The 19205-nt window shown below is 62.4% G+C and carries 17 protein-coding genes; 15 read left to right on the top strand and 2 right to left on the bottom strand.

The genetic code is table 11. The features are described 5' to 3' along the window. Nucleotides 1-30: 30 nt before the first annotated feature. The 10 genes from IFT57_RS04220 to hisC all read left to right on the top strand — a co-directional run bounded on the left by IFT57_RS04220 (nucleotide 31) and on the right by hisC (nucleotide 7916). Complete coding sequence (locus IFT57_RS04220) at nucleotides 31-840, top strand: ATP-binding cassette domain-containing protein (protein WP_043186728.1); 810 nt, start codon at nucleotides 31-33, stop codon at nucleotides 838-840. After that, nucleotides 840-1637 carry a lipid asymmetry maintenance ABC transporter permease subunit MlaE gene (gene mlaE, locus IFT57_RS04215; protein ID WP_043186730.1) on the top strand — a complete coding sequence of 266 codons (798 nt, stop codon included), beginning with the start codon at nucleotides 840-842 and terminating at the stop codon, nucleotides 1635-1637. Before IFT57_RS04220 ends, mlaE begins: the two co-directional genes overlap by 1 nt. Further along, on the top strand, nucleotides 1637-2104 hold the full coding sequence (gene mlaD, locus IFT57_RS04210; protein ID WP_043186734.1) for an outer membrane lipid asymmetry maintenance protein MlaD: 468 nt from the start codon (nucleotides 1637-1639) through the stop codon (nucleotides 2102-2104). The genes mlaE and mlaD overlap by 1 nt, the downstream gene beginning before the upstream one ends. A gap of 10 nt (nucleotides 2105-2114) precedes the next feature. Beyond that, nucleotides 2115-2768: an MlaC/ttg2D family ABC transporter substrate-binding protein gene (locus IFT57_RS04205; protein ID WP_122713447.1), complete on the top strand. Its 654-nt coding sequence runs from the start codon at nucleotides 2115-2117 to the stop codon at nucleotides 2766-2768. Then, the gene (locus tag IFT57_RS04200; RefSeq protein ID WP_122713625.1) at nucleotides 2768-3070 is read left to right on the top strand and encodes an STAS domain-containing protein; all 303 of its coding nucleotides are present in this window, start codon (nucleotides 2768-2770) and stop codon (nucleotides 3068-3070) included. Before IFT57_RS04205 ends, IFT57_RS04200 begins: the two co-directional genes overlap by 1 nt. A 113-nt stretch (nucleotides 3071-3183) precedes the next feature. Further along, nucleotides 3184-3423: a BolA family protein gene (locus IFT57_RS04195; protein ID WP_122713446.1), complete on the top strand. Its 240-nt coding sequence runs from the start codon at nucleotides 3184-3186 to the stop codon at nucleotides 3421-3423. 22 nt (nucleotides 3424-3445) lie between these two features. Further along, the gene (murA, locus tag IFT57_RS04190; protein WP_122479496.1) at nucleotides 3446-4711 is read left to right on the top strand and encodes a UDP-N-acetylglucosamine 1-carboxyvinyltransferase; all 1266 of its coding nucleotides are present in this window, start codon (nucleotides 3446-3448) and stop codon (nucleotides 4709-4711) included. Between the two features lie 69 nt (nucleotides 4712-4780). Beyond that, the gene (hisG, locus tag IFT57_RS04185) at nucleotides 4781-5416 is read left to right on the top strand and encodes an ATP phosphoribosyltransferase (protein ID WP_043186752.1); all 636 of its coding nucleotides are present in this window, start codon (nucleotides 4781-4783) and stop codon (nucleotides 5414-5416) included. A gap of 125 nt (nucleotides 5417-5541) precedes the next feature. Continuing rightward, nucleotides 5542-6870: a histidinol dehydrogenase gene (gene hisD, locus IFT57_RS04180; RefSeq protein ID WP_192150644.1), complete on the top strand. Its 1329-nt coding sequence runs from the start codon at nucleotides 5542-5544 to the stop codon at nucleotides 6868-6870. Between the two features lie 2 nt (nucleotides 6871-6872). Beyond that, a complete protein-coding gene (gene hisC / locus IFT57_RS04175) occupies nucleotides 6873-7916 on the top strand; it encodes a histidinol-phosphate transaminase (protein ID WP_192150642.1) in 1044 nt (347 codons plus the stop codon). Nucleotides 7917-8051: 135 nt separating this feature from the next. On the opposite strand, the gene algW is transcribed toward hisC, so the two are convergent. After that, complete coding sequence (gene algW / locus IFT57_RS04170; RefSeq protein ID WP_122800303.1) at nucleotides 8052-9215, bottom strand: Do family serine endopeptidase AlgW; 1164 nt, start codon at nucleotides 9213-9215, stop codon at nucleotides 8052-8054. 114 nt (nucleotides 9216-9329) lie between these two features. Between algW and IFT57_RS04165 the strand changes: the two genes are divergently transcribed. The 4 genes from IFT57_RS04165 (at nucleotide 9330) to IFT57_RS04150 (ending at nucleotide 17890) form a co-directional block, all read left to right on the top strand. Then, nucleotides 9330-10088 (top strand): Nif3-like dinuclear metal center hexameric protein, encoded by a 759-nt coding sequence (locus IFT57_RS04165; RefSeq protein ID WP_192150640.1) that lies wholly within the window; start codon nucleotides 9330-9332, stop codon nucleotides 10086-10088. A 217-nt stretch (nucleotides 10089-10305) separates the two neighbouring features. Beyond that, nucleotides 10306-11223, top strand: a complete 918-nt coding sequence (gene cysD / locus IFT57_RS04160) for a sulfate adenylyltransferase subunit CysD (RefSeq protein ID WP_122479489.1) — start codon at nucleotides 10306-10308, stop codon at nucleotides 11221-11223. Between the two features lie 14 nt (nucleotides 11224-11237). Next, nucleotides 11238-13136 carry a sulfate adenylyltransferase subunit CysN gene (gene cysN, locus IFT57_RS04155; protein ID WP_122713439.1) on the top strand — a complete coding sequence of 633 codons (1899 nt, stop codon included), beginning with the start codon at nucleotides 11238-11240 and terminating at the stop codon, nucleotides 13134-13136. A 131-nt stretch (nucleotides 13137-13267) separates the two neighbouring features. After that, nucleotides 13268-17890: a hypothetical protein gene (locus IFT57_RS04150; RefSeq protein ID WP_192150636.1), complete on the top strand. Its 4623-nt coding sequence runs from the start codon at nucleotides 13268-13270 to the stop codon at nucleotides 17888-17890. A 79-nt stretch (nucleotides 17891-17969) separates the two neighbouring features. On the opposite strand, the gene IFT57_RS04145 is transcribed toward IFT57_RS04150, so the two are convergent. Next, nucleotides 17970-18407, bottom strand: a complete 438-nt coding sequence (locus IFT57_RS04145; RefSeq protein ID WP_192150634.1) for a ZapG family protein — start codon at nucleotides 18405-18407, stop codon at nucleotides 17970-17972. Between the two features lie 139 nt (nucleotides 18408-18546). Between IFT57_RS04145 and IFT57_RS04140 the strand changes: the two genes are divergently transcribed. Further along, on the top strand, nucleotides 18547-19176 hold the full coding sequence (locus IFT57_RS04140; protein WP_192150632.1) for an alpha/beta hydrolase: 630 nt from the start codon (nucleotides 18547-18549) through the stop codon (nucleotides 19174-19176). Nucleotides 19177-19205 lie beyond the last annotated feature (29 nt).

Genomic DNA, 19205 nt, shown 5'->3' with positions numbered 1-19205 from the left:
GAGGGTAAGGTTGCACTGCAAGGAGTTTAAATGAGTGCCGATAGCGCCTACGCGGTCGAGCTGAAAGGGGTTTCCTTCAAGCGCGGTGCGCGGAGCATTTTCAACGACGTCGATATCCGCATTCCTCGCGGCAAGGTCACCGGTATCATGGGGCCTTCAGGTAGCGGCAAGACCACGCTCCTGCGTTTGATGGGCGCACAACTGCGGCCCACCGGCGGCGAAGTATGGGTCAATGGCCAGAACCTGCCCAAGCTCTCGCGCAGCGATCTGTTCGACGCGCGCAAGCACATGGGCGTGCTGTTCCAGAGCGGCGCCTTGTTCACCGACCTGGACGTGTTCGAAAACGTGGCTTTCCCGCTGCGGGTGCACACCGACCTGCCCGAGGACATGATCCGCGACATCGTTCTGATGAAACTGCAGGCCGTTGGCCTTCGCGGTGCCATCGAATTGATGCCGGACGAGCTGTCCGGCGGTATGAAGCGCCGCGTCGCGCTGGCCCGTGCCATTGCCATGGACCCGCAGATATTGATGTACGACGAGCCGTTCGTCGGTCAGGACCCGATTGCCATGGGCGTGCTGGTCCGGTTGATCCGCCTGCTCAACGATGCCCTGGGTATCACCAGTATCGTGGTGTCCCACGACCTGGCGGAAACCGCGAGCATCGCCGACTACATCTATGTCGTAGGTGACGGCCAGGTGCTTGGTCACGGTACGCCCGAAGCCTTGATGGGGTCGGACAATCCGCGCGTCCGCCAATTCATGAAAGGCGATCCAGACGGCCCCGTGCCTTTTCATTTTTCCGCGCCCGATTACCGCGCCGATCTGCTGGGGAAGCGTTGATGCGCAAGAAATCAATCATGGAGCGGGTGCGCCTGTTCGGTCGTTCGGCCATCGACATGGTCGGCATCCTGGGGCGTTCCGGGTTGTTCCTGGGCCATGCGCTGGTGGGCCGCGGTGGCATCGGTGGCGGTTTCCAGCTGCTGATCAAGCAATTGTATTCAGTGGGTGTCATGTCCCTGTTGATCATCGTTGTGTCCGGCGTGTTCATCGGCATGGTTCTGGCCCTGCAGGGCTTCAGCATCCTGGCCAAGTACGGTTCGGAACAGGCGGTCGGGCAAATGGTCGCGCTGACACTGCTGCGTGAACTCGGACCGGTGGTCACCGCTCTATTGTTCGCCGGCCGCGCCGGTTCGGCATTGACGGCCGAGATCGGCAACATGAAGTCGACCGAGCAACTGTCGAGTCTGGAGATGATCGGCGTCGACCCGCTCAAGTACATCGTTGCGCCAAGGCTGTGGGCCGGTTTCATTTCCCTGCCGTTGCTGGCGATGATTTTCAGCGTCGTCGGTATCTGGGGTGGCTCCTGGGTTGCCGTCGACTGGCTGGGCGTCTATGAAGGATCGTTCTGGGCCAACATGCAGAACAGCGTGAGCTTCACCGATGATGTGCTCAACGGTGTGATCAAGAGCCTGGTATTCGCTTTCGTCGTCACCTGGATCGCCGTGTTCCAGGGTTATGACTGTGAACCCACGTCCGAGGGCATCAGCCGTGCTACCACCAAGACTGTGGTCTACGCGTCGCTGGCCGTTCTGGGCCTGGACTTTATTCTGACCGCCCTGATGTTTGGAGATTTCTGATGCAAAACCGATCAATGGAAGTCGGAGTTGGCCTGTTTCTTCTGGCCGGCATCCTGGCTTTGCTGCTGTTGGCCTTGCGTGTCAGTGGTCTGTCCACCAGCGCGAACACCGAGAGCTACAAACTTTATGCCTATTTCGACAATATCGCCGGTTTGACTGTCAGAGCGAAGGTGACCATGGCCGGTGTGACCATCGGCAAGGTCACGGCTATCGATCTGGATCGCGACACCTTCACGGGGCGGGTGACCCTGCAGCTGGACAAGAAAGTGGACAATCTGCCCACCGACTCCACTGCTTCCATCCTGACCGCGGGCCTGCTGGGCGAGAAGTACATTGGTATCAGCGTGGGTGGCGAGGAAGCCTTGCTCACCGACGGCGGTACCATCCACGACACCCAGTCGTCCCTGGTGCTCGAAGACCTGATCGGCAAGTTCCTGCTCAACACAGTCAGCAAAGATGCCAAATAAGGAGTTATCCATGTTTTCGATCATGCGACGCAGCCTGCTGGTTCTGGTGGCTCTGCTACCGATGTGGGCCAATGCAGCCCCTGCGGTATCCGCACATCAGGTGGTACAGGGCGTCACCGACCGACTGCTGTCGGATCTGGAAAAGAACCGCGAAACCTACCGCAGCAACCCTCAGGCTTTCTACGACGCGTTGAATTCCATCGTCGGTCCGGTCGTCGATGCCGAGGGCATATCGCGCAGCATCATGACCGTGAAGTACGCGAACCGGGCAACACCGGCGCAGAAAGCGCGCTTCCAGGAAAACTTCAAGCGCAGCCTGATGCAGTTTTATGGCAACGCGTTGCTCGAATACAACAACCAGGGCATCACTGTCGGCCCGGCCAAGGATGAGAGCGGCACTCGTACCAGCGTCGACATGCAGGTCAAGGGCACCGGCGGAGCTGTGTATCCAGTCTCCTACACCCTGGAAAACCTGAACAACGAGTGGAAGGTGCGTAACGTCATCATCAATGGCATCAACATCGGCAAGCTGTTCCGCGACCAGTTCGCCGACAGCATGCAGCGCAACGGCAACGACCTGGACAAGACCATCGATGGTTGGGCAGGCGAAGTTGCCAAGGCCAAGGAAGTCACCGACAAAGCTGCTCCGACGAGCGCCCAGTGATGGATCAGGCTCGCGTCGAACTGGCCGGCGACCAGCTCAGCCTGGCCGGCGTGCTGGACTACCGCTCCGGCGCCGCCCTGCGCAAGCAGGGTCAGGCGTTGATCCAGTCCAGCCCGGCTACGGCGCTGGTCATCGACTGCACCGCAGTCGAGAAATCCAGCAGCGTTGGCTTGTCCCTGCTGCTGGGCTTCATGCGCGATGCCGAAGCAGCGGGCAAGACCGTCCGCGTTCAGGCATTGCCTCACGATATGCGTCAGATCGCTCAGGTCACCGGCATGAGCGAATTCTTTTCACAGATTTGAGCGGCCATCATCGAGGCCCTCTGGCCTGATCCCGTCGATACGGGGTTCGCAGCCGGAGGGCTTTTTTGTATGATGGCCGACCCGCGCGCACAGGGCGCCGATCGAGGTTGAGCATGCAGGCTGTAGAAGTGAAAGGTTTCCTGGAAGCCAAGCTGCCGGGAGTGCAGGTGGAAGTCGAAGGCGAAGGCTGCAATTTCCAGCTGAACGTCATCAGTGACGAGCTGACCGCACTCAGTCCGGTCAAGCGCCAGCAACAGATCTATGCTCATTTGAACCCATGGATCGCCGATGGCAGCATCCATGCGATCACCATGAAATTCTTCAGCAGCGCAGCCTGGGCTGAGCGTTCCTGAGCCATTCCGCGTCGAGACTCCAATGGACAAACTGATTATTACTGGCGGCGTTCGCCTTGATGGCGAAATCCGCATTTCCGGAGCGAAGAACTCCGCTCTGCCGATTCTGGCTGCCACCTTGCTGGCCGATGGGCCGGTGACGGTCGCCAACCTGCCGCACCTGCACGACATCACTACCATGATCGAGCTGTTCGGCCGCATGGGTATCGAGCCGGTGATCGACGAGAAGCTGGCAGTCGAGATCGATCCGCGCACCATCAAGACACTGGTGGCGCCGTACGAGCTGGTCAAGACCATGCGCGCCTCGATCCTGGTGCTGGGCCCGATGGTCGCCCGTTTCGGCGAAGCCGAAGTGGCGCTGCCGGGCGGTTGCGCGATTGGTTCGCGTCCGGTCGACCTGCACATCCGTGGCCTCGAAGCCATGGGTGCGGTCATCGACGTGGAAGCTGGTTACATCAAGGCCAAGGCTCCCGAGGGTGGCCTGCGCGGGGCCAACTTTTTCTTCGATACCGTCAGTGTGACCGGTACCGAGAACATCATGATGGCCGCAGCCCTCGCCAACGGCCGCAGCGTGCTGCAGAACGCTGCGCGCGAGCCGGAAGTGGTCGATCTGGCCAACTTCATCAATGCCATGGGCGGCAATGTCCAGGGCGCCGGCACCGATACCATCACCATCGATGGGGTGAAGCGCCTGCACTCGGCGACCTACAAGGTCATGCCTGATCGCATCGAGACCGGTACCTACCTGGTGGCCGCTGCTTGCACTGGCGGCCGGGTCAAGGTCAAGGACACCGATCCGACCATTCTCGAAGCCGTGCTGGAAAAGCTTCGCGAAGCGGGCGCCGAGATCACCACCGGTGCCGATTGGATCGAATTGAACATGCACGGCAAGCGGCCCAAGGCGGTCAACGTGCGGACCGCGCCGTACCCGGCGTTCCCCACCGACATGCAGGCGCAGTTCATATCGCTCAACGCCATTGCCGAAGGCACCGGCGCGGTCATCGAGACGATCTTCGAAAACCGTTTCATGCACGTCTACGAGATGCACCGCATGGGCGCGCAGATCCAGGTCGAAGGCAACACGGCCATCGTCACCGGTACCGAGAAGCTCAAGGGCGCACCGGTCATGGCAACTGATCTGCGGGCGTCGGCCAGCCTGGTCATTTCGGCTCTGACCGCCGAAGGCGACACCTTGATCGACCGCATCTACCACATTGACCGTGGCTACGAGTGCATCGAAGAAAAACTGCAGATGCTGGGCGCCAAGATCCGTCGCGTACCGGGCTGATGTGCGTGCAGGGCGCAGGGATGCGCCCGGTCGTTGCCAGAAACTTTCCTGTAAGGACTGACGTTTCCCATGTTGACCATTGCGCTGTCCAAAGGCCGCATTCTTGACGATACATTGCCGCTCCTGGCTGAGGCGGGCATCGTGCCCACCGAGAACCCGGACAAGAGCCGCAAGCTGATCATTCCCACGACCCAGGACGATGTGCGCCTGCTGATCGTGCGCGCCACCGATGTGCCGACCTATGTCGAACACGGTGCCGCCGACCTGGGCGTTGCCGGCAAGGACGTTCTGCTCGAATACAGTGGCCAGGGTCTTTACGAACCCCTCGATCTGCAGATTGCCCAGTGCAAGCTCATGACCGCCGGCGCCATCGGCGCGGCCGAGCCCACCGGTCGCCTGCGTGTGGCCACCAAGTTCGTCAACGTTGCCAAGCGCTACTACGCCGAGCAGGGCCGCCAGGTCGATATCATCAAACTGTACGGTTCCATGGAGCTTGCGCCGCTGGTGGGCTTGGCCGACAAGATCATCGACGTGGTCGACACCGGCAATACCCTGCGCGCCAATGGCCTGGAACCTCAGGAACTGATCGCCCACATCAGCTCCCGGCTGGTGGTGAACAAAGCCTCCATGAAAATGCAGCACGCCCGCATCCAGGCGTTGATCGACACCCTGCGCAAGGCAGTGGAGTCGCGACACCGCGGCTGATGCACCTGCGCAGGTCTGCAACCTGCGCCCATCTATCCGCATCATAGCCAAATAACTCAAGTGCCCATGCGGATCGATTGGTAATCTATCGGCGCTTGAGCAATTGCTATTATTTGAGGCCCGCCATGACCGTTTCCACTGCTATTCGCCGACTCGATGCCACTGATCCGGACTTCGCCCGCCATCTGGACCATCTGTTGAGCTGGGAAAGTGTGTCAGATGACTCGGTCAATCAGCGCGTGCTGGACATCATCAAGGCCGTGCGCGAGCGGGGCGACGCCGCGCTGGTCGAATTCACCGAGTGCTTCGATGGCCTGCAGGTCGCCTCGATGGCTGATCTGATCCTGCCGCGCGAGCGACTCGAACTGGCACTTACGCGCATTACCGATGTGCAGCGCAGAGCTCTGGAAACCGCCGCCGAGCGGGTGCGGCTCTACCACGAGAAGCAGAAGCAGGATTCCTGGAGCTACACCGAAGCCGACGGCACGGTGCTCGGCCAGAAGGTTACCCCACTGGACCGCGCCGGCCTGTACGTGCCCGGTGGCAAGGCGTCGTACCCGTCATCGGTGCTGATGAACGCCATTCCAGCGAAAGTGGCGGGCGTTACCGAGGTGGTCATGGTCGTGCCCACGCCGCGGGGCGAGGTCAACGAGCTGGTGTTGGCAGCGGCCTGCATTGCCGGCGTCGACCGCGTGTTCACTATCGGCGGCGCCCAGGCCGTTGCGGCCCTGGCCTATGGCACCGAAAGCGTACCGCGGGTAGACAAGGTCGTCGGCCCGGGCAATATCTACGTGGCGACTGCCAAGCGCCATGTATTCGGTCAGGTCGGCATCGACATGATCGCCGGTCCTTCGGAAATTCTCGTGGTCTGCGACGGTGGTACCGATCCCGACTGGATCGCCATGGACCTGTTCTCCCAGGCCGAACACGACGAAGACGCCCAGGCCATTCTGGTCAGCCCCGATGCCGAGTTCCTCGACAAGGTCGCGGCGAGTATCGACAAGCTGCTGCCGACCATGGAGCGCGCCGAGATCATCAATACCTCGATCAATGGCCGGGGTGCACTGATCAAGGTCCGCGACATGCAGCAGGCCATCGAAGTGGCCAACCGAATTGCTCCGGAACACTTGGAGTTGTCGGTCGAAGACCCGCAGGCCTGGCTGCCGCATATCCGCCATGCGGGTGCCATCTTCATGGGGCGTCACACCAGCGAAGCGCTGGGCGATTACTGCGCCGGACCCAACCACGTGCTGCCGACTTCGGGTACCGCGCGCTTTTCCTCACCCTTGGGTGTCTACGATTTCCAGAAGCGTTCGTCGATCATCTTCTGCTCCGAGCAGGGCGCTTCCGAGCTGGGCAAGACCGCTTCCGTGCTGGCTCGCGGCGAGTCCCTGAGCGCCCATGCCCGCAGCGCCGAATACCGTATCCAACCTGACCTGGTAAAAGGGGAGTGAGCATGAGCAGATTCTGGAGCCCTTTCGTCAAGAACCTGGTGCCCTATGTGCCCGGCGAGCAGCCCAAGGTTGCCAACCTGGTCAAGCTCAACACCAACGAGAACCCCTACGGTCCATCGCCCAAGGCGATCGAGGCCATGCGCGCCGAGCTGGGCGACGCCCTGCGTCTGTACCCGGACCCCAATAGCGACCTGCTCAAGCAAGCCGTCGCGGACTATTACGGGGTGCAAACCAACCAGGTGTTCCTCGGCAACGGCTCGGACGAAGTGCTGGCGCACATCTTCCACGGCCTGTTCCAGCATGACCAGCCGCTGTTGTTCCCGGACATCAGCTACAGCTTCTATCCGGTCTATTGCGGCTTGTACGGTATTCCCTTCGAGGCCGTGCCGCTGGATGAGCAGTTCCAAATCCGTGCGCAGGACTATGCCAGGCCCAACGCCGGGATCATCTTCCCCAACCCGAACGCTCCCACTGGCTGCCTGTTGCCGCTCGAAGCGGTCGAGCAGATCGTCCAGGCCAGCCCGGACTCGGTGGTGGTGGTGGATGAAGCCTACGTCGACTTCGGCGGTGAAACCGCGATCACCCTGGTCGACCGCTATCCGAACCTGCTGGTCACCCAGACCGTGTCCAAATCCCGTTCGCTGGCCGGCCTGCGGGTAGGGCTCGCGGTAGGCCACCCGGATTTGATCGAAGCGTTGGAGCGTATCAAGAACAGCTTCAACTCCTATCCGATCGACCGAGTGGCGGTCGCCGGCGCCGCCGCAGCGTTTGCCGACAAGGCCTACTTCGAAGACACCTGCGCCAAGGTGATCGCCAGTCGCGAAAAACTGGTGCAAGGGCTGAATGAACATGGATTCGAGGTACTGCCCTCGGCAGCCAACTTCATCTTCGCCCGCCACCCCGACCAGGACGCTGCAGCCATAGCCGCCCGCTTGCGCGAGAAGGGCGTGATCGTGCGCCATTTCAAGCAGGAACGCATCGCACAATTCCTGCGCATCAGCATCGGCACGCCAGAACAGAACCAAGTGTTGCTCGACGCGCTGTAAGCCACGCAGGGGCTCTGCGTTGTCCCTGGCCCCCTCCGGAAAGGAGGGGCCATAGGACGGTAACGCGACCTCAGCGATCCGTTTTAATCTGACATCTATCTCCAGCCGACCCCGAAACCGGGATGTCCCACAACCCTACTTCTCCTCTTGCTTCACCGCCGCCGGCGCCGGTGGCGGGCGCAAGCCTACTTCGGCGTTCAAGGTGATTTCCTTGCCCTTGCGCATCACCTGGATGGCGATCCGGTCGCCGGGCTTGGTGCGGGCGACCTGGTTCATCGAGCGGCGACCATCGCCGGCCGGCTCGCCATCGATGCTGAGAATGACATCGCCCAACTGCAGGCCGGCCTTGTACGCCGGGCCGCCCTGAAACACTCCGGCAACGACGATGCCTGGCCGGTCCTTGATGCCGAACGACTCGGCCAGTTCCTCGGTCATCGGCTGCACTTCGATGCCCAGCCAGCCGCGAATCACCTGGCCATGTTCGATGATCGACTTCATCACCTCCAGCGCCAGCTTGGTCGGGATGGCGAAGCCGATGCCCTGCGAACCGCCGGACTTGGAGAAGATGGCCGTGTTGATACCGGTCAGGTTGCCGTTGGCATCCACCAGCGCGCCGCCGGAGTTGCCGGGGTTGATGGCCGCATCGGTCTGGATGAAGTCTTCGTAGGTATTGAGGCCCAGCTGGTTGCGGCCGGTGGCGCTGATGATGCCCATGGTCACGGTCTGGCCGACGCCGAACGGGTTGCCGATGGCCAGCGCGACGTCGCCGATGCGGATGCCGTCGGAGCGTCCGATGGTGATTGCCGGAACGTTCTTCAGATCGATCTTGAGCACCGCCAGGTCCGTTTCCGGATCGCTGCCGATTACCCGGGCCAGGGTCTCCCGGCCGTCTTTCAGGGCCACCACGATCTGGTCGGCGCCGGCGGTCACATGGTTGTTGGTGAGCAGGTAGCCTTCGGGGCTCATGATCACCGCCGAGCCCAGGCTCGACTCCCAGCGCCGCTGCTTGGGCAGGTTGTCGCCGAAGAACCGGCGGAATTGTGGATCTTCGAACAGCGGGTGGGCACCTTTGTTGACCGCCTTGGTGGTGTACAGGTTGGCCACGGCGGGCGCTGCGATGGCTACGGCGTCGGCGTAGGACACCGGACCCTGGATGACGCTGGCGCTTTGCGGCGCCTGCTGCAGGTTGACGTCCTGGCTGGGCAGGCCGACCCATTGCGGAAAGCGCAGGATCACCAGCAGGGCGATCAATATGCCGGTCAACAGTGGCCAACCGAAGAAGCGCAAGGCCTTGAACATGGGAACGATCCTGAAGGGTAGCGGGGGGCTGTTTCTTCGGCGCGCAGGGGCGCCATAATGGCCGGCATTATACGGGCGCTCGCGCCGCGCTGAACTGCCTTTGTGGAGACTTTCATGGCTGTAGCACTGAACACGTTGGTCGAAGAAGCCGACCGTTATCTGGGCAGCACCAAGGTCCAGGATTACTGCCCCAATGGTTTGCAGGTGGAAGGCCGCCCGCAGGTCATGCGTATCGTCAGTGGCGTGACGGCGAGCCAGGCGTTGCTCGATGCCGCAGTGGACGCCAGGGCCGATCTGGTGCTGGTGCACCATGGTTATTTCTGGAAGGGCGAGAACCCCTGCGTGGTGGGCATGAAACAGCGGCGCCTGAAGACTTTGCTCAAGCATGACATCAGCCTGTTGGCCTACCACCTGCCGCTGGATCTGCACGTCGAAGTGGGCAACAACGTGCAGCTGGCGCGGCAGTTGGAAATCACCGTGGAAGGGCCGCTGGATCCGGCGGACAGCCGGGTCGTGGGGCTGATCGGTTCATTGCCCGAGCCAATGCATCCGCGCGACTTCGCCCGTCGCGTGCAGGAAGTGCTGGGCCGCGAACCGTTGCTGATCGAAGGCAGCGAAAAGATCCGCCGCGTGGGCTGGTGCACCGGCGGCGGTCAGGGTTACATCGATCGGGCGATCGCGGCCGGTGTGGACCTGTTCATCAGCGGTGAGGCTTCCGAACAGACCGTTCACAGTGCGCGGGAGAACGACATCAGCTTCATCGCCGCGGGCCATCACGCGACCGAACGCTACGGCGTGCAGGCGCTGGGTGATTACCTGGCACGGCGCTTCGCGCTCGAGCATGTGTTCATCGACTGTCCCAATCCGGTCTGATCATTGGACCGTGGTGCCCGATTCGCGGGCAGAGCCCGCTCCCACACTCTGCCCGCGAGGCGGCCGGAAGTCATGCCGGAACCTCCAAACCGCAAGGCATATTGATATACCCCTTCGATCTAACCACTCCCGATGACCAAACCGGACGCCGTGTTAAAGTGCCCGGCTCGAACACGGCCCGCAGGCCGTCCATAAAGACTGTATTCCGTGAGTAGCCATGGTCGACAAACTGACGCATCTGAAACAGCTGGAGGCGGAAAGCATCCACATCATTCGTGAGGTGGCCGCTGAGTTCGATAACCCGGTGATGTTGTATTCCATCGGCAAGGACTCGGCCGTGATGCTGCATCTGGCGCGCAAGGCGTTCTTCCCGGGCAAGCTGCCGTTCCCGGTGATGCACGTCGACACCCAGTGGAAGTTCCAGGAGATGTACAAGTTCCGCGACCGCATGGTCGAGGAGCTGGGCCTGGACCTGCTGGTACACGTCAACCCCGAAGGTGTGGCGCAGGGCATCAACCCCTTCACCCACGGCAGCTCCAAGCACACCGACATCATGAAGACCCAGGGCCTCAAGCAGGCGCTGGACAAGTATGGCTTCGACGCTGCCTTCGGCGGCGCTCGCCGCGACGAAGAAAAGTCGCGGGCCAAGGAGCGGGTCTACTCGTTCCGTGACAGCAAGCATCGCTGGGACCCTAAGAACCAGCGTCCGGAGTTGTGGAACGTCTACAACGGCAAGGTCAACAAGGGCGAATCGATCCGCGTATTCCCCTTGTCGAACTGGACCGAGCTCGACATCTGGCAGTACATCTACCTGGAAGGCATCCCGATCGTGCCGCTGTACTTCGCCGCCGAACGCGAAGTGATCGAGAAGAACGGCACGCTGATCATGATCGACGACGAGCGCATTCTCGAGCACCTCAGCGAGGAAGAGAAAGCCAGCATCGTCAAGAAGAAGGTGCGTTTCCGTACCCTTGGCTGCTACCCGTTGACGGGCGCGGTGGAGTCCGAGGCGCAGAGCCTCACCGACATCATTCAGGAAATGCTCCTGACGCGAACGTCCGAACGCCAGGGCCGGGTCATCGATCATGATGGCGCCGGTTCCATGGAAGACAAGAAACGTCAGGGCTACTTCTAGAGCAGGGTCAGAACATGTCGCACCAATCCGAATTGATCAGCGAGGACATCCTCGCCTACCTGGCCCAGCACGAACGCAAGGAACTGCTGCGCTTCCTCACCTGTGGCAACGTCGACGACGGCAAGAGCACGCTGATCGGGCGCCTGCTGCACGACTCCAAGATGATCTACGAAGATCACCTGGAAGCCATCACCCGCGACTCGAAGAAATCCGGCACCACAGGCGAAGAAGTCGACCTGGCGTTGCTGGTCGACGGCCTGCAGGCCGAACGCGAGCAGGGCATCACCATCGATGTCGCCTACCGTTATTTTTCCACGGCCAAGCGCAAGTTCATCATCGCCGACACCCCGGGCCATGAGCAGTACACGCGCAACATGGCCACGGGTGCGTCCACCTGCGACCTGGCGATCATCCTCGTCGATGCCCGCTACGGTGTGCAGACCCAGACCCGTCGGCACAGCTACATCGCGTCCCTGCTGGGCATCAAGCACATCGTCGTGGCCATCAACAAGATGGACCTCAAGGGCTTCGATGAGGGCGTGTTCGAGCAGATCAAGGCCGATTACCTGAAGTTTGCCGAAGCCATCAGCCTGCAGCCGACCACTTTGGCCTTCGTGCCGATGTCGGCGCTCAAGGGCGACAACGTGGTCAACCGCAGCGAGCAGTCGCCGTGGTACACCGGCCAGACGCTGATGGAAATCCTCGAAACCGTGGAAGTGGCAGCCGACCGCAACTTCAACGACCTGCGCTTCCCGGTGCAGTACGTCAATCGGCCGAACCTGAACTTCCGCGGCTTCGCCGGTACCCTGGCCAGCGGTATCGTGCACAAGGGTGATGAAGTGGTCGTCCTGCCATCGGGCAAGAGCAGCCGGGTCAAGTCCATCGTCACCTTCGAAGGTGAGCTGGAGCACGCCGGCCCCGGCCAGGCGGTCACCCTGACCATGGAAGACGAGATCGACATCTCCCGCGGCGATCTGCTGGTGCATGCCGCCAACGTGCCGACCGTCTCCGACAGCTTCGAAGCCATGCTGGTATGGATGGCCGAAGAGCCGATGCTGCCCGGCAAGAAATACGACATCAAGCGGGCCACCAGCTATGTGCCGGGCTCGATCGCCAGCATCGTCCACAAGGTCGACGTGAACACCCTGGCCGAAGGGCCGGGCAGTGCGCTGCAGCTCAACGAGATCGGCAAGGTCAAGGTGTCGCTGGACAGCGCCATCGCTCTGGACGGCTACGACAGCAACCGCACCACCGGCGCGTTCATCATCATCGACCGCCTCACCAACGGCACCGTCGGCGCGGGGATGATCATCGCGCCGGCAGCCGTCAGCCAGGGTGGCAAGGCGCACGGTCGTTTCGCTCACGTGACCACCGATGAACGCGCCCAGCGCTTCGGCCAGCAACCGGCGACCGTGCTGTTCAGCGGTCTTTCGGGTGCCGGCAAGAGCACCTTGGCCTACGCCGTGGAGCGCAAGCTGTTCGACATGGGCCGTGCGGTATTCGTGCTCGATGGGCAGAACCTGCGACATGATCTGAACAAGGGGCTGCCACAGGACCGCGCCGGGCGCACCGAGAACTGGCGTCGTGCCGCTCACGTGGCGCGGCAGTTCAACGAAGCGGGCCTGGTGACCCTGGCCGCCTTCGTTGCACCGGATGCTGCCGGCCGCGAGCAGGCACGCGATCTGATCGGTGCCGATCGCCTGGTGACCGTCTACGTTCAGGCCTCGCCTCTGGTCTGTCGCGAACGTGATCCTCAGGGCCTGTACGCCGCCGACCAGGACAACATCCCTGGCGAGTCCTTCCCGTACGATGTGCCGTTGAATGCCGACCTGGTGATCGACACCCAGGCCTCGTCGGTGGATGAGGGCGTCAAGCAGGTGCTCGATCTGCTGCGTAGCCGCGGGGCGATCTAAGCCGCTGCGGGAGCGGGCCGAGTCCGCTCCTGCATAGGGATTCCGGTATTTCGCCTGCCCTATCTGTCTACCCCCCTTCGAGGCCAGAGATGGCGCCTGCTAGGCGCTCATTTTCCTCGAAGGACCCACCCATGTTTGAACTCCTTTCCCTGAGTGGCGAAGTGGCCAGGGCAGCGCCGCTGGCCAGCAGCGTCAGCAAGCATTTCTGCTCTCGCCCCACCTTACGTCAAGTCGCCCGTAACATCCTTGCCAGCGAGCTGGCGACGCGCTACCCCACCCTGACGATGGATGGCGATCAACTGCAGTTGCTCGAGCCTCTGCCAGCTCAAGGTGCCAACGTTGGCCAGGCCACTCGAAACGCCCAGCGCTACCGTCGGCTGGCGCTGGTCGACGTACTGATCGATCGCTACATACATGCCGAGCCCATCCAGTTGGTTCAAGGCTATCACCTGCTCACCCAGGATTCGGCGGGCGCGTCTGCTGCGGCTTTGCCGGTGGCCATGGCGCAGCTGCAGGGCATCGTCAATGAATGGGGGCCCCAGATCATGTGCGCCTACAGCCAGGCGCTGTGTGATTACTGGAGTCAGGTCCAGGCGGACGGCAGCAACCGCTGGCAGTGGCTGACGCAAGCGCTGCAAGCACGCTTGAAGGCCAGCATCGAGCGTGAAAAAGCTGCCGGGCGGCTGGACAGCGAGCAAGAGGCCACCGCCCTGTTGCTGGTGTCGACGCCTACCGCCAGTCAGCGCGCGGAGCATGACGCAGACCCGATCGAAGCCAGCCTGATCCGCGTGCAAGCCATGGGCACACCCTCGCAGCCAAATGCCGAACTGACTCATGCCTTGGTGATCCGCCGTCACCTCAGCGTGCGCGGGCGCGATGAGGTGTTGCTGTACACACCGGTCAATGGCCTGGAAAGCTTCGCCACGTTGCAGGCTCTGGCGCAGGCTTTTGCGGATCACATGGGCCGCGAACTCACTGGCTCGGCCCTGGAACTGGCGCTCTATGCGCCCAGCGGCAATGTCTTCGAAGTCCAGGCACAGGCGATTCTCGAGCAGCAACTCAATGCGCTGCAGACCATGGGTGCCTATTGCCAGCAGCACCGACTGGGTGCCCGAGCGATGACCGAGGGCTGCGAAAGCATCACCAGCCTGTTCGACCTCGATACTGCACAGGAGCGCGCCCGGCTGCAGGCCCTTGACGATGCACTGCCGCAGTGGCTTAGAACGGCCAGTCTGGCGCAGCGTCGCGCCTTTTCCCTGTACCTGGCAACGCTGGCGCTGGTGCGCGAAGAGCAGAGGGGCGCCTCTTTCCTCGACGGCATTCCCACCCTCGCGTGCTTTGCCCAGATGAGGCTGATCGAACAGATAGAGACTGATCACCCTGGTCAGCCGCTGGCCGATCTCGACGATGTCGAGGTGCACATTCTCACTGTGCCCAATGCGCAACTGAGTCTGGTCAATGCCGGTGACATGGCCATGGAAGACCAGCAGATCAGCCTTGTCGAGCTGGCTCTGTTCAACTTGTCGGGCCGGCCCCGCGGGCACCTGTCGGTCAAGCCCCGCGCCGGAGCGGTGCTGCCGGACTGGGCGGACGACACGACCGTCCAGGCGTTGGTCACCCGAGCCGATGCAGGCGGGCGTTACCTGCAGTTGCTGAAACGGCAACTGCTCCAGGATCCTGCGCAGGCTCCACGTCGACAGAAGCTGTTCACTCGCCAACTGGGATGCCAGCTGCCACTGCTGGCTTTGGAAAACAGCATCCGCGGCCAGGAGGGGTTTACCGAGCGCGGATGGCGTTACGTCGAACAGGTCATGAACGGCTTGGGCGATCTTGAAGTCGACGGTCGTCCTATCGGCCTTCGCGGCCTGGGGTTCCTGTCGGCGCCGGGCATGAAGGTCGACGCTGCGTGCAACATGTATGTGTTCGGCGCACTGGACGGCAGTGGGGTGCAGGTGCTCTATCGCCCGCTGTTCAAGCCCTGCCTGAGTGAATACGCCAGCGCCAACGCGCTCATGGAGGCCATCAGCGAACCCGGCGAGCTGCAGCGCAGCGTGCTGGATTGGTTGGACGAAGGCGCTCGGGCGCGCTATGCCAACGGGGGCTTTCGCGAACCCCATCTGGTGCGCTTCGGACAGGGCTCGGACTTTGCCCCGATCAGCACGCCGGCTCCGGCGGCATTGCAACTCATCGACATCGGCATGCCGCTGCTCGATCATCTGTATCGCACGAATGTGCAGGCATTGATCACTCTGGCGGACCGCCAGTCGGTATCCAGCGCTGAAAGTCGCTGGATCGGCTTTCAGGCGCTTGGCTGGACGCTGTTCAACGCCTTGCTGCCCATCCTTCCCGGACCGCTGGCCACGGCGGGCTGGCTGGTCGAGGCAATGGCCGCGATGAACGTCACGCTCACTGCGCAGGCGGCGGGCGATCCTGCGCTGGTCGACGATCAGATGTTCGATCTGCTGTTCAACATTGCCCTGGTCCTGCTGGCGCATGGCGCCAGCCGCGCGCCGGGCGGCCGCGGCCTCGGCCAGCCCTTGGCAGGTGGGCACAACGATGCGCCGGTCCGCAGCACCTGGACCGCGCCGCTCAGTGTCATCGACCCTGCCAACGCTACGCTGAGTTTTTCCTGGGCAAACGCACAGCACCGGCTTGGGCCTGATCAGCTCGAGGCGTTGGCCACCTATCGCACTACGCCGGGGCCGCGCCTGACGTCGCCATTGGCGCATGGCCGCTTTCAGGGTCTGCAGTTGGACGGCGAGCGTTGGTTGCTGTCCCTGGACGGCCATTTCTATGAAGTGACCGCCGAAGAAGAACAGCTGCGTATCGTCGACGCCAAGCGCCCGGAGAGCCCAGGGCCGTGGCTTGCGCGGGATGAAGTGGGGCGCTGGCGCCTGGACCTGCGTCTGCGTTTGCGCGGCGGCGGGCCAAAGCGTCGCATCGCGGCGCTGCGCGCGAGCAATCAGGCGCTGATGGTGGCGTACAACGCTGAAGTGGCAGCGTTCAACCAGAAGCGTGCAGGTTTGCACAAGCGTGTCGATCTGGTGCTTGGCAAGCTCGGCCGTGCGATACAGGCTGGGGATACCGAACGTCTGGCCGGCCTGCGCCAGGCCCTCAGCGAGGCCACCGAAAGCTACCTCGGCGCCCTGCGTAGGGTGCTGCGTGCCAGCAGGAAACTCAGCGAGCTGGACCCCTACGCCGATCGCTCGAAAGAGCAGGCCGGCGCGTTGTTTCAGCTATGCGAGATCGCCCAGGAAGAAATCATCAACCTACGCTACAAAAGCATCGCCTACCGAGAACAGGCAGACGGGTTGCCGTCGAGTCTGGACGCTCCCGAACTCGATGCCACGCAATCCAAAGCGTTCTTCGACTTCGTCGCCGACAGCACCGAGGTGATGGACCAGCAGATACAGCTGAGCAAGGAGCTGGCGGACTGGAAGCGTCAGCTTCAGCGTATGCCGCTGGAAGGTGAAGCGGCGCTGAAAAAACTCAAGGCCAATTGGATAGAGGCGTTGTCGATACAACGCTGGATCGGTCTGCTGGTCGACGGTCTGGCGCTGACCTGCATCCGCAAGATTCCCGGCCTGCAGGAGGCTGAGCGGATCATGCAGTCGGTGGCCGAACCTGTGCGGCTGGCCGCGCAAACCCACGCAGCGCTCGAAGAGAGCGCCAGCTACACCCTCAATGACCGCGTCGAAGTGCTCAACAGTTTGGACTTGCAGTATGAAGGGGCCCAGCAGGCGCTGGCCTTGCACGGCGAGCTGCTGGCAGAGCAGTTGCATCGTCCGGCGTTCGATCGTTTGACGGCCCTGATCGCCGAGCTGCGCGACAATGCCCAGGCGTCACTGGTGCCACTGGTCCGCGAGCAGCTCAGGATGACGCGCAAACAGCGCCAGCAGGTGCGCCATAAAAACCTGTATATGACCCACCGTCGAGGCCTGGTGGTCGGTCAGCGACGGCCCAAGCTCAAACCTTCGGACAGCGATATCATCGATGTTATCGACCCGATCGAGAAAACGGTGGTTGCCTCCTTTGGCAAGGACCTGGCCGAAGGCAACTGGCGCGAGCTCGAGGTGGCGCACGCGCCCAGGCCACGCGCGGTGCCGACGTCCGTCAATGCCGCGGTTCGTCGCGGCAACCGGCTGTTGCAGGGCGCCGGCAGTGCGGTAAAGGAAGCCTGGAAACAGGCCGAAAAAGACTACCTGCCGGGCGAAGTCGAAGACCAGCTCGCTCTTTATGCTCGTCAGTTGAACGAGAGTGCCGACGCCGTCGAACAACAGCTCACCCGCCATAACGCGGTGGACCAGGCCACCAGCCAGCACGCGTCTGCCCACGGCCGCGCGCAGTTGTTCCGCGACAAGGCCGGACAACTCATCAAGGATGGCAGGCTGATTCGTATCCACATGATCAAGCGCCAGCCGCCCACGGCTGCGCGGGTCGACTACCTCTACCGCGAACAGGCGGTGCGCATCAGCCGCGTGGGCGCGCGCAGCAAGCTCAAGCGATCTCCGGGCTATCTGGAGGAGTACCTGATTGCCGATACCACGGGAACGCCGTTGTGGTACGCGCACTTTCACTACCGAGAGCTTCGCTCGCCGCGCGATCAATACACCACGGCGCATCTGAAAACCGTGGAACAGCGCTTCGATGGCGTAGAGCGGCAGAAGGCCGACGAAGCCGCCGGGCGCGAGGTGATCGGCATTCTGCGCCGGGAAATCAAGGCGCCTTTCGACGAGGTGTACCTGAGCCGGTAGAAGCACATTGCCTCGGCACAGGCAAAAAAAAAGCGGGACCTGAAAGCAGGGCCCGCTTCTTGACCGGCGACCGTGAAACTTACTTGCGCTTCAACCCATACTGCTCGTCGAGCATGCCAGGCGAGTTCGCTGCCTTGGGCGCATAGTCGCGAGGCGGCTCGGCATCGCGTGGTGGCGTGAGGCGCTCGCGATGAGGCTGCGGGGCGTCCGAATGCAGGGCGGCGAGCAGGCGCTGGCGGGTCAGCTCGTCCAGGGCCAGACGGTCGGCGCCTTCGGCCAGATGATCCTGCACTTCCTGATAGCTCTGGGTGAGTTTCTTGACCAGGATCGCGGTGCTGTTGAAGTGGGTGACCACTTCGTTCTGGTAGGTGTCGAAACGTTCCTGGATGTCATCGAGCTGACGTTGTGTGCCATTGGGCACGGCGCGGGGTGCCAGACGCGCGACGGCAAAACCGATGATCACACCGACCACCAGGGCCAGGGTTGGCAACAACCAAACTAAGAGCGAGAGTTCCACGAGTCCTTCCTCTATAAACGGCTTTGCTTTACGTTAACGGCTCGGACCTGCGCTGTATACCGCGCGCTTGCGCAATTTCACAGGCCACAATCTTCCAGCTAGACGAGTCGACCCCTCTTGGGGTCACGGAGTTCATCCATTGCTCATCCGCGAAACCGCAGTTTTCATCGACGGCCCGCTGGGCCAACTCGAAGCGTTGTACCTCGACACCGCCGACGCCACCGGCATCGCCTTGATCTGCCATCCCAATCCGGTGCAGGGCGGGACCATGCTCAACAAGGTGGTGTCCACCTTGCAGCGCACTGCCTGCGATGCCGGGCTGCTGACGTTGCGCTTCAACTACCGCGGCGTGGGCGCCAGCGACGGCAGCCATGATATGGGCAGCGGCGAGGTCGACGATGCCTGGGCCGTGGCCCAATGGCTTCGAGCGAAACACCCCGAACTGCCGCTGACGATTCTGGGCTTTTCCTTTGGCGGTTTCGTTGCAGCAACCCTCGCCGGTCGTCTGGAGGCCGGGAACATGGCGGTGGCGCAACTGTTCATGGTGGCCCCGGCGGTGATGCGCTTGACCGAAAGCCTGCCGCAACGGACGACGTTGACCGTGATCCAGCCGGACGCCGACGAAGTGGTTGATCCGCAGTTGGTCTACGACTGGTCCGACAACCTCGATCGCCCCCATGAGCTGCTGAAAGTGGCAGAATGCGGGCACTTTTTCCACGGCAAGCTGACCGACCTCAAGGATCTGCTGCTGCCGCGCCTTTCGAACTGATGCCTGTCCACGGCCCCTGAACAAGAACC

Source organism: Pseudomonas sp. CFBP 13719 (assembly GCF_014842095.1).
In the GTDB taxonomy this organism is placed as follows: Bacteria; Pseudomonadota; Gammaproteobacteria; order Pseudomonadales; family Pseudomonadaceae; genus Aquipseudomonas.
Note: the sequence above shows the minus strand (reverse complement) of the source record. Positions and strands in the feature narration are given on the sequence as shown.

Coding starts and splice junctions, on each gene's coding strand:
- cysD (WP_122479489.1), top strand. CDS start 10,306: ATGGTCGACAAACTGACGCATCTGAAACAGCTGGAGGCGGAAAGCATC.
- IFT57_RS04165 (WP_192150640.1), top strand. CDS start 9,330: ATGGCTGTAGCACTGAACACGTTGGTCGAAGAAGCCGACCGTTATCTG.
- hisC (WP_192150642.1), top strand. CDS start 6,873: ATGAGCAGATTCTGGAGCCCTTTCGTCAAGAACCTGGTGCCCTATGTG.
- hisD (WP_192150644.1), top strand. CDS start 5,542: ATGACCGTTTCCACTGCTATTCGCCGACTCGATGCCACTGATCCGGAC.
- cysN (WP_122713439.1), top strand. CDS start 11,238: ATGTCGCACCAATCCGAATTGATCAGCGAGGACATCCTCGCCTACCTG.
- IFT57_RS04150 (WP_192150636.1), top strand. CDS start 13,268: ATGTTTGAACTCCTTTCCCTGAGTGGCGAAGTGGCCAGGGCAGCGCCG.
- mlaE (WP_043186730.1), top strand. CDS start 840: ATGCGCAAGAAATCAATCATGGAGCGGGTGCGCCTGTTCGGTCGTTCG.
- mlaD (WP_043186734.1), top strand. CDS start 1,637: ATGCAAAACCGATCAATGGAAGTCGGAGTTGGCCTGTTTCTTCTGGCC.
- IFT57_RS04220 (WP_043186728.1), top strand. CDS start 31: ATGAGTGCCGATAGCGCCTACGCGGTCGAGCTGAAAGGGGTTTCCTTC.
- hisG (WP_043186752.1), top strand. CDS start 4,781: ATGTTGACCATTGCGCTGTCCAAAGGCCGCATTCTTGACGATACATTG.
- IFT57_RS04200 (WP_122713625.1), top strand. CDS start 2,768: ATGGATCAGGCTCGCGTCGAACTGGCCGGCGACCAGCTCAGCCTGGCC.
- IFT57_RS04195 (WP_122713446.1), top strand. CDS start 3,184: ATGCAGGCTGTAGAAGTGAAAGGTTTCCTGGAAGCCAAGCTGCCGGGA.
- murA (WP_122479496.1), top strand. CDS start 3,446: ATGGACAAACTGATTATTACTGGCGGCGTTCGCCTTGATGGCGAAATC.
- IFT57_RS04205 (WP_122713447.1), top strand. CDS start 2,115: ATGTTTTCGATCATGCGACGCAGCCTGCTGGTTCTGGTGGCTCTGCTA.
- algW (WP_122800303.1), bottom strand. CDS start 9,215: ATGTTCAAGGCCTTGCGCTTCTTCGGTTGGCCACTGTTGACCGGCATA.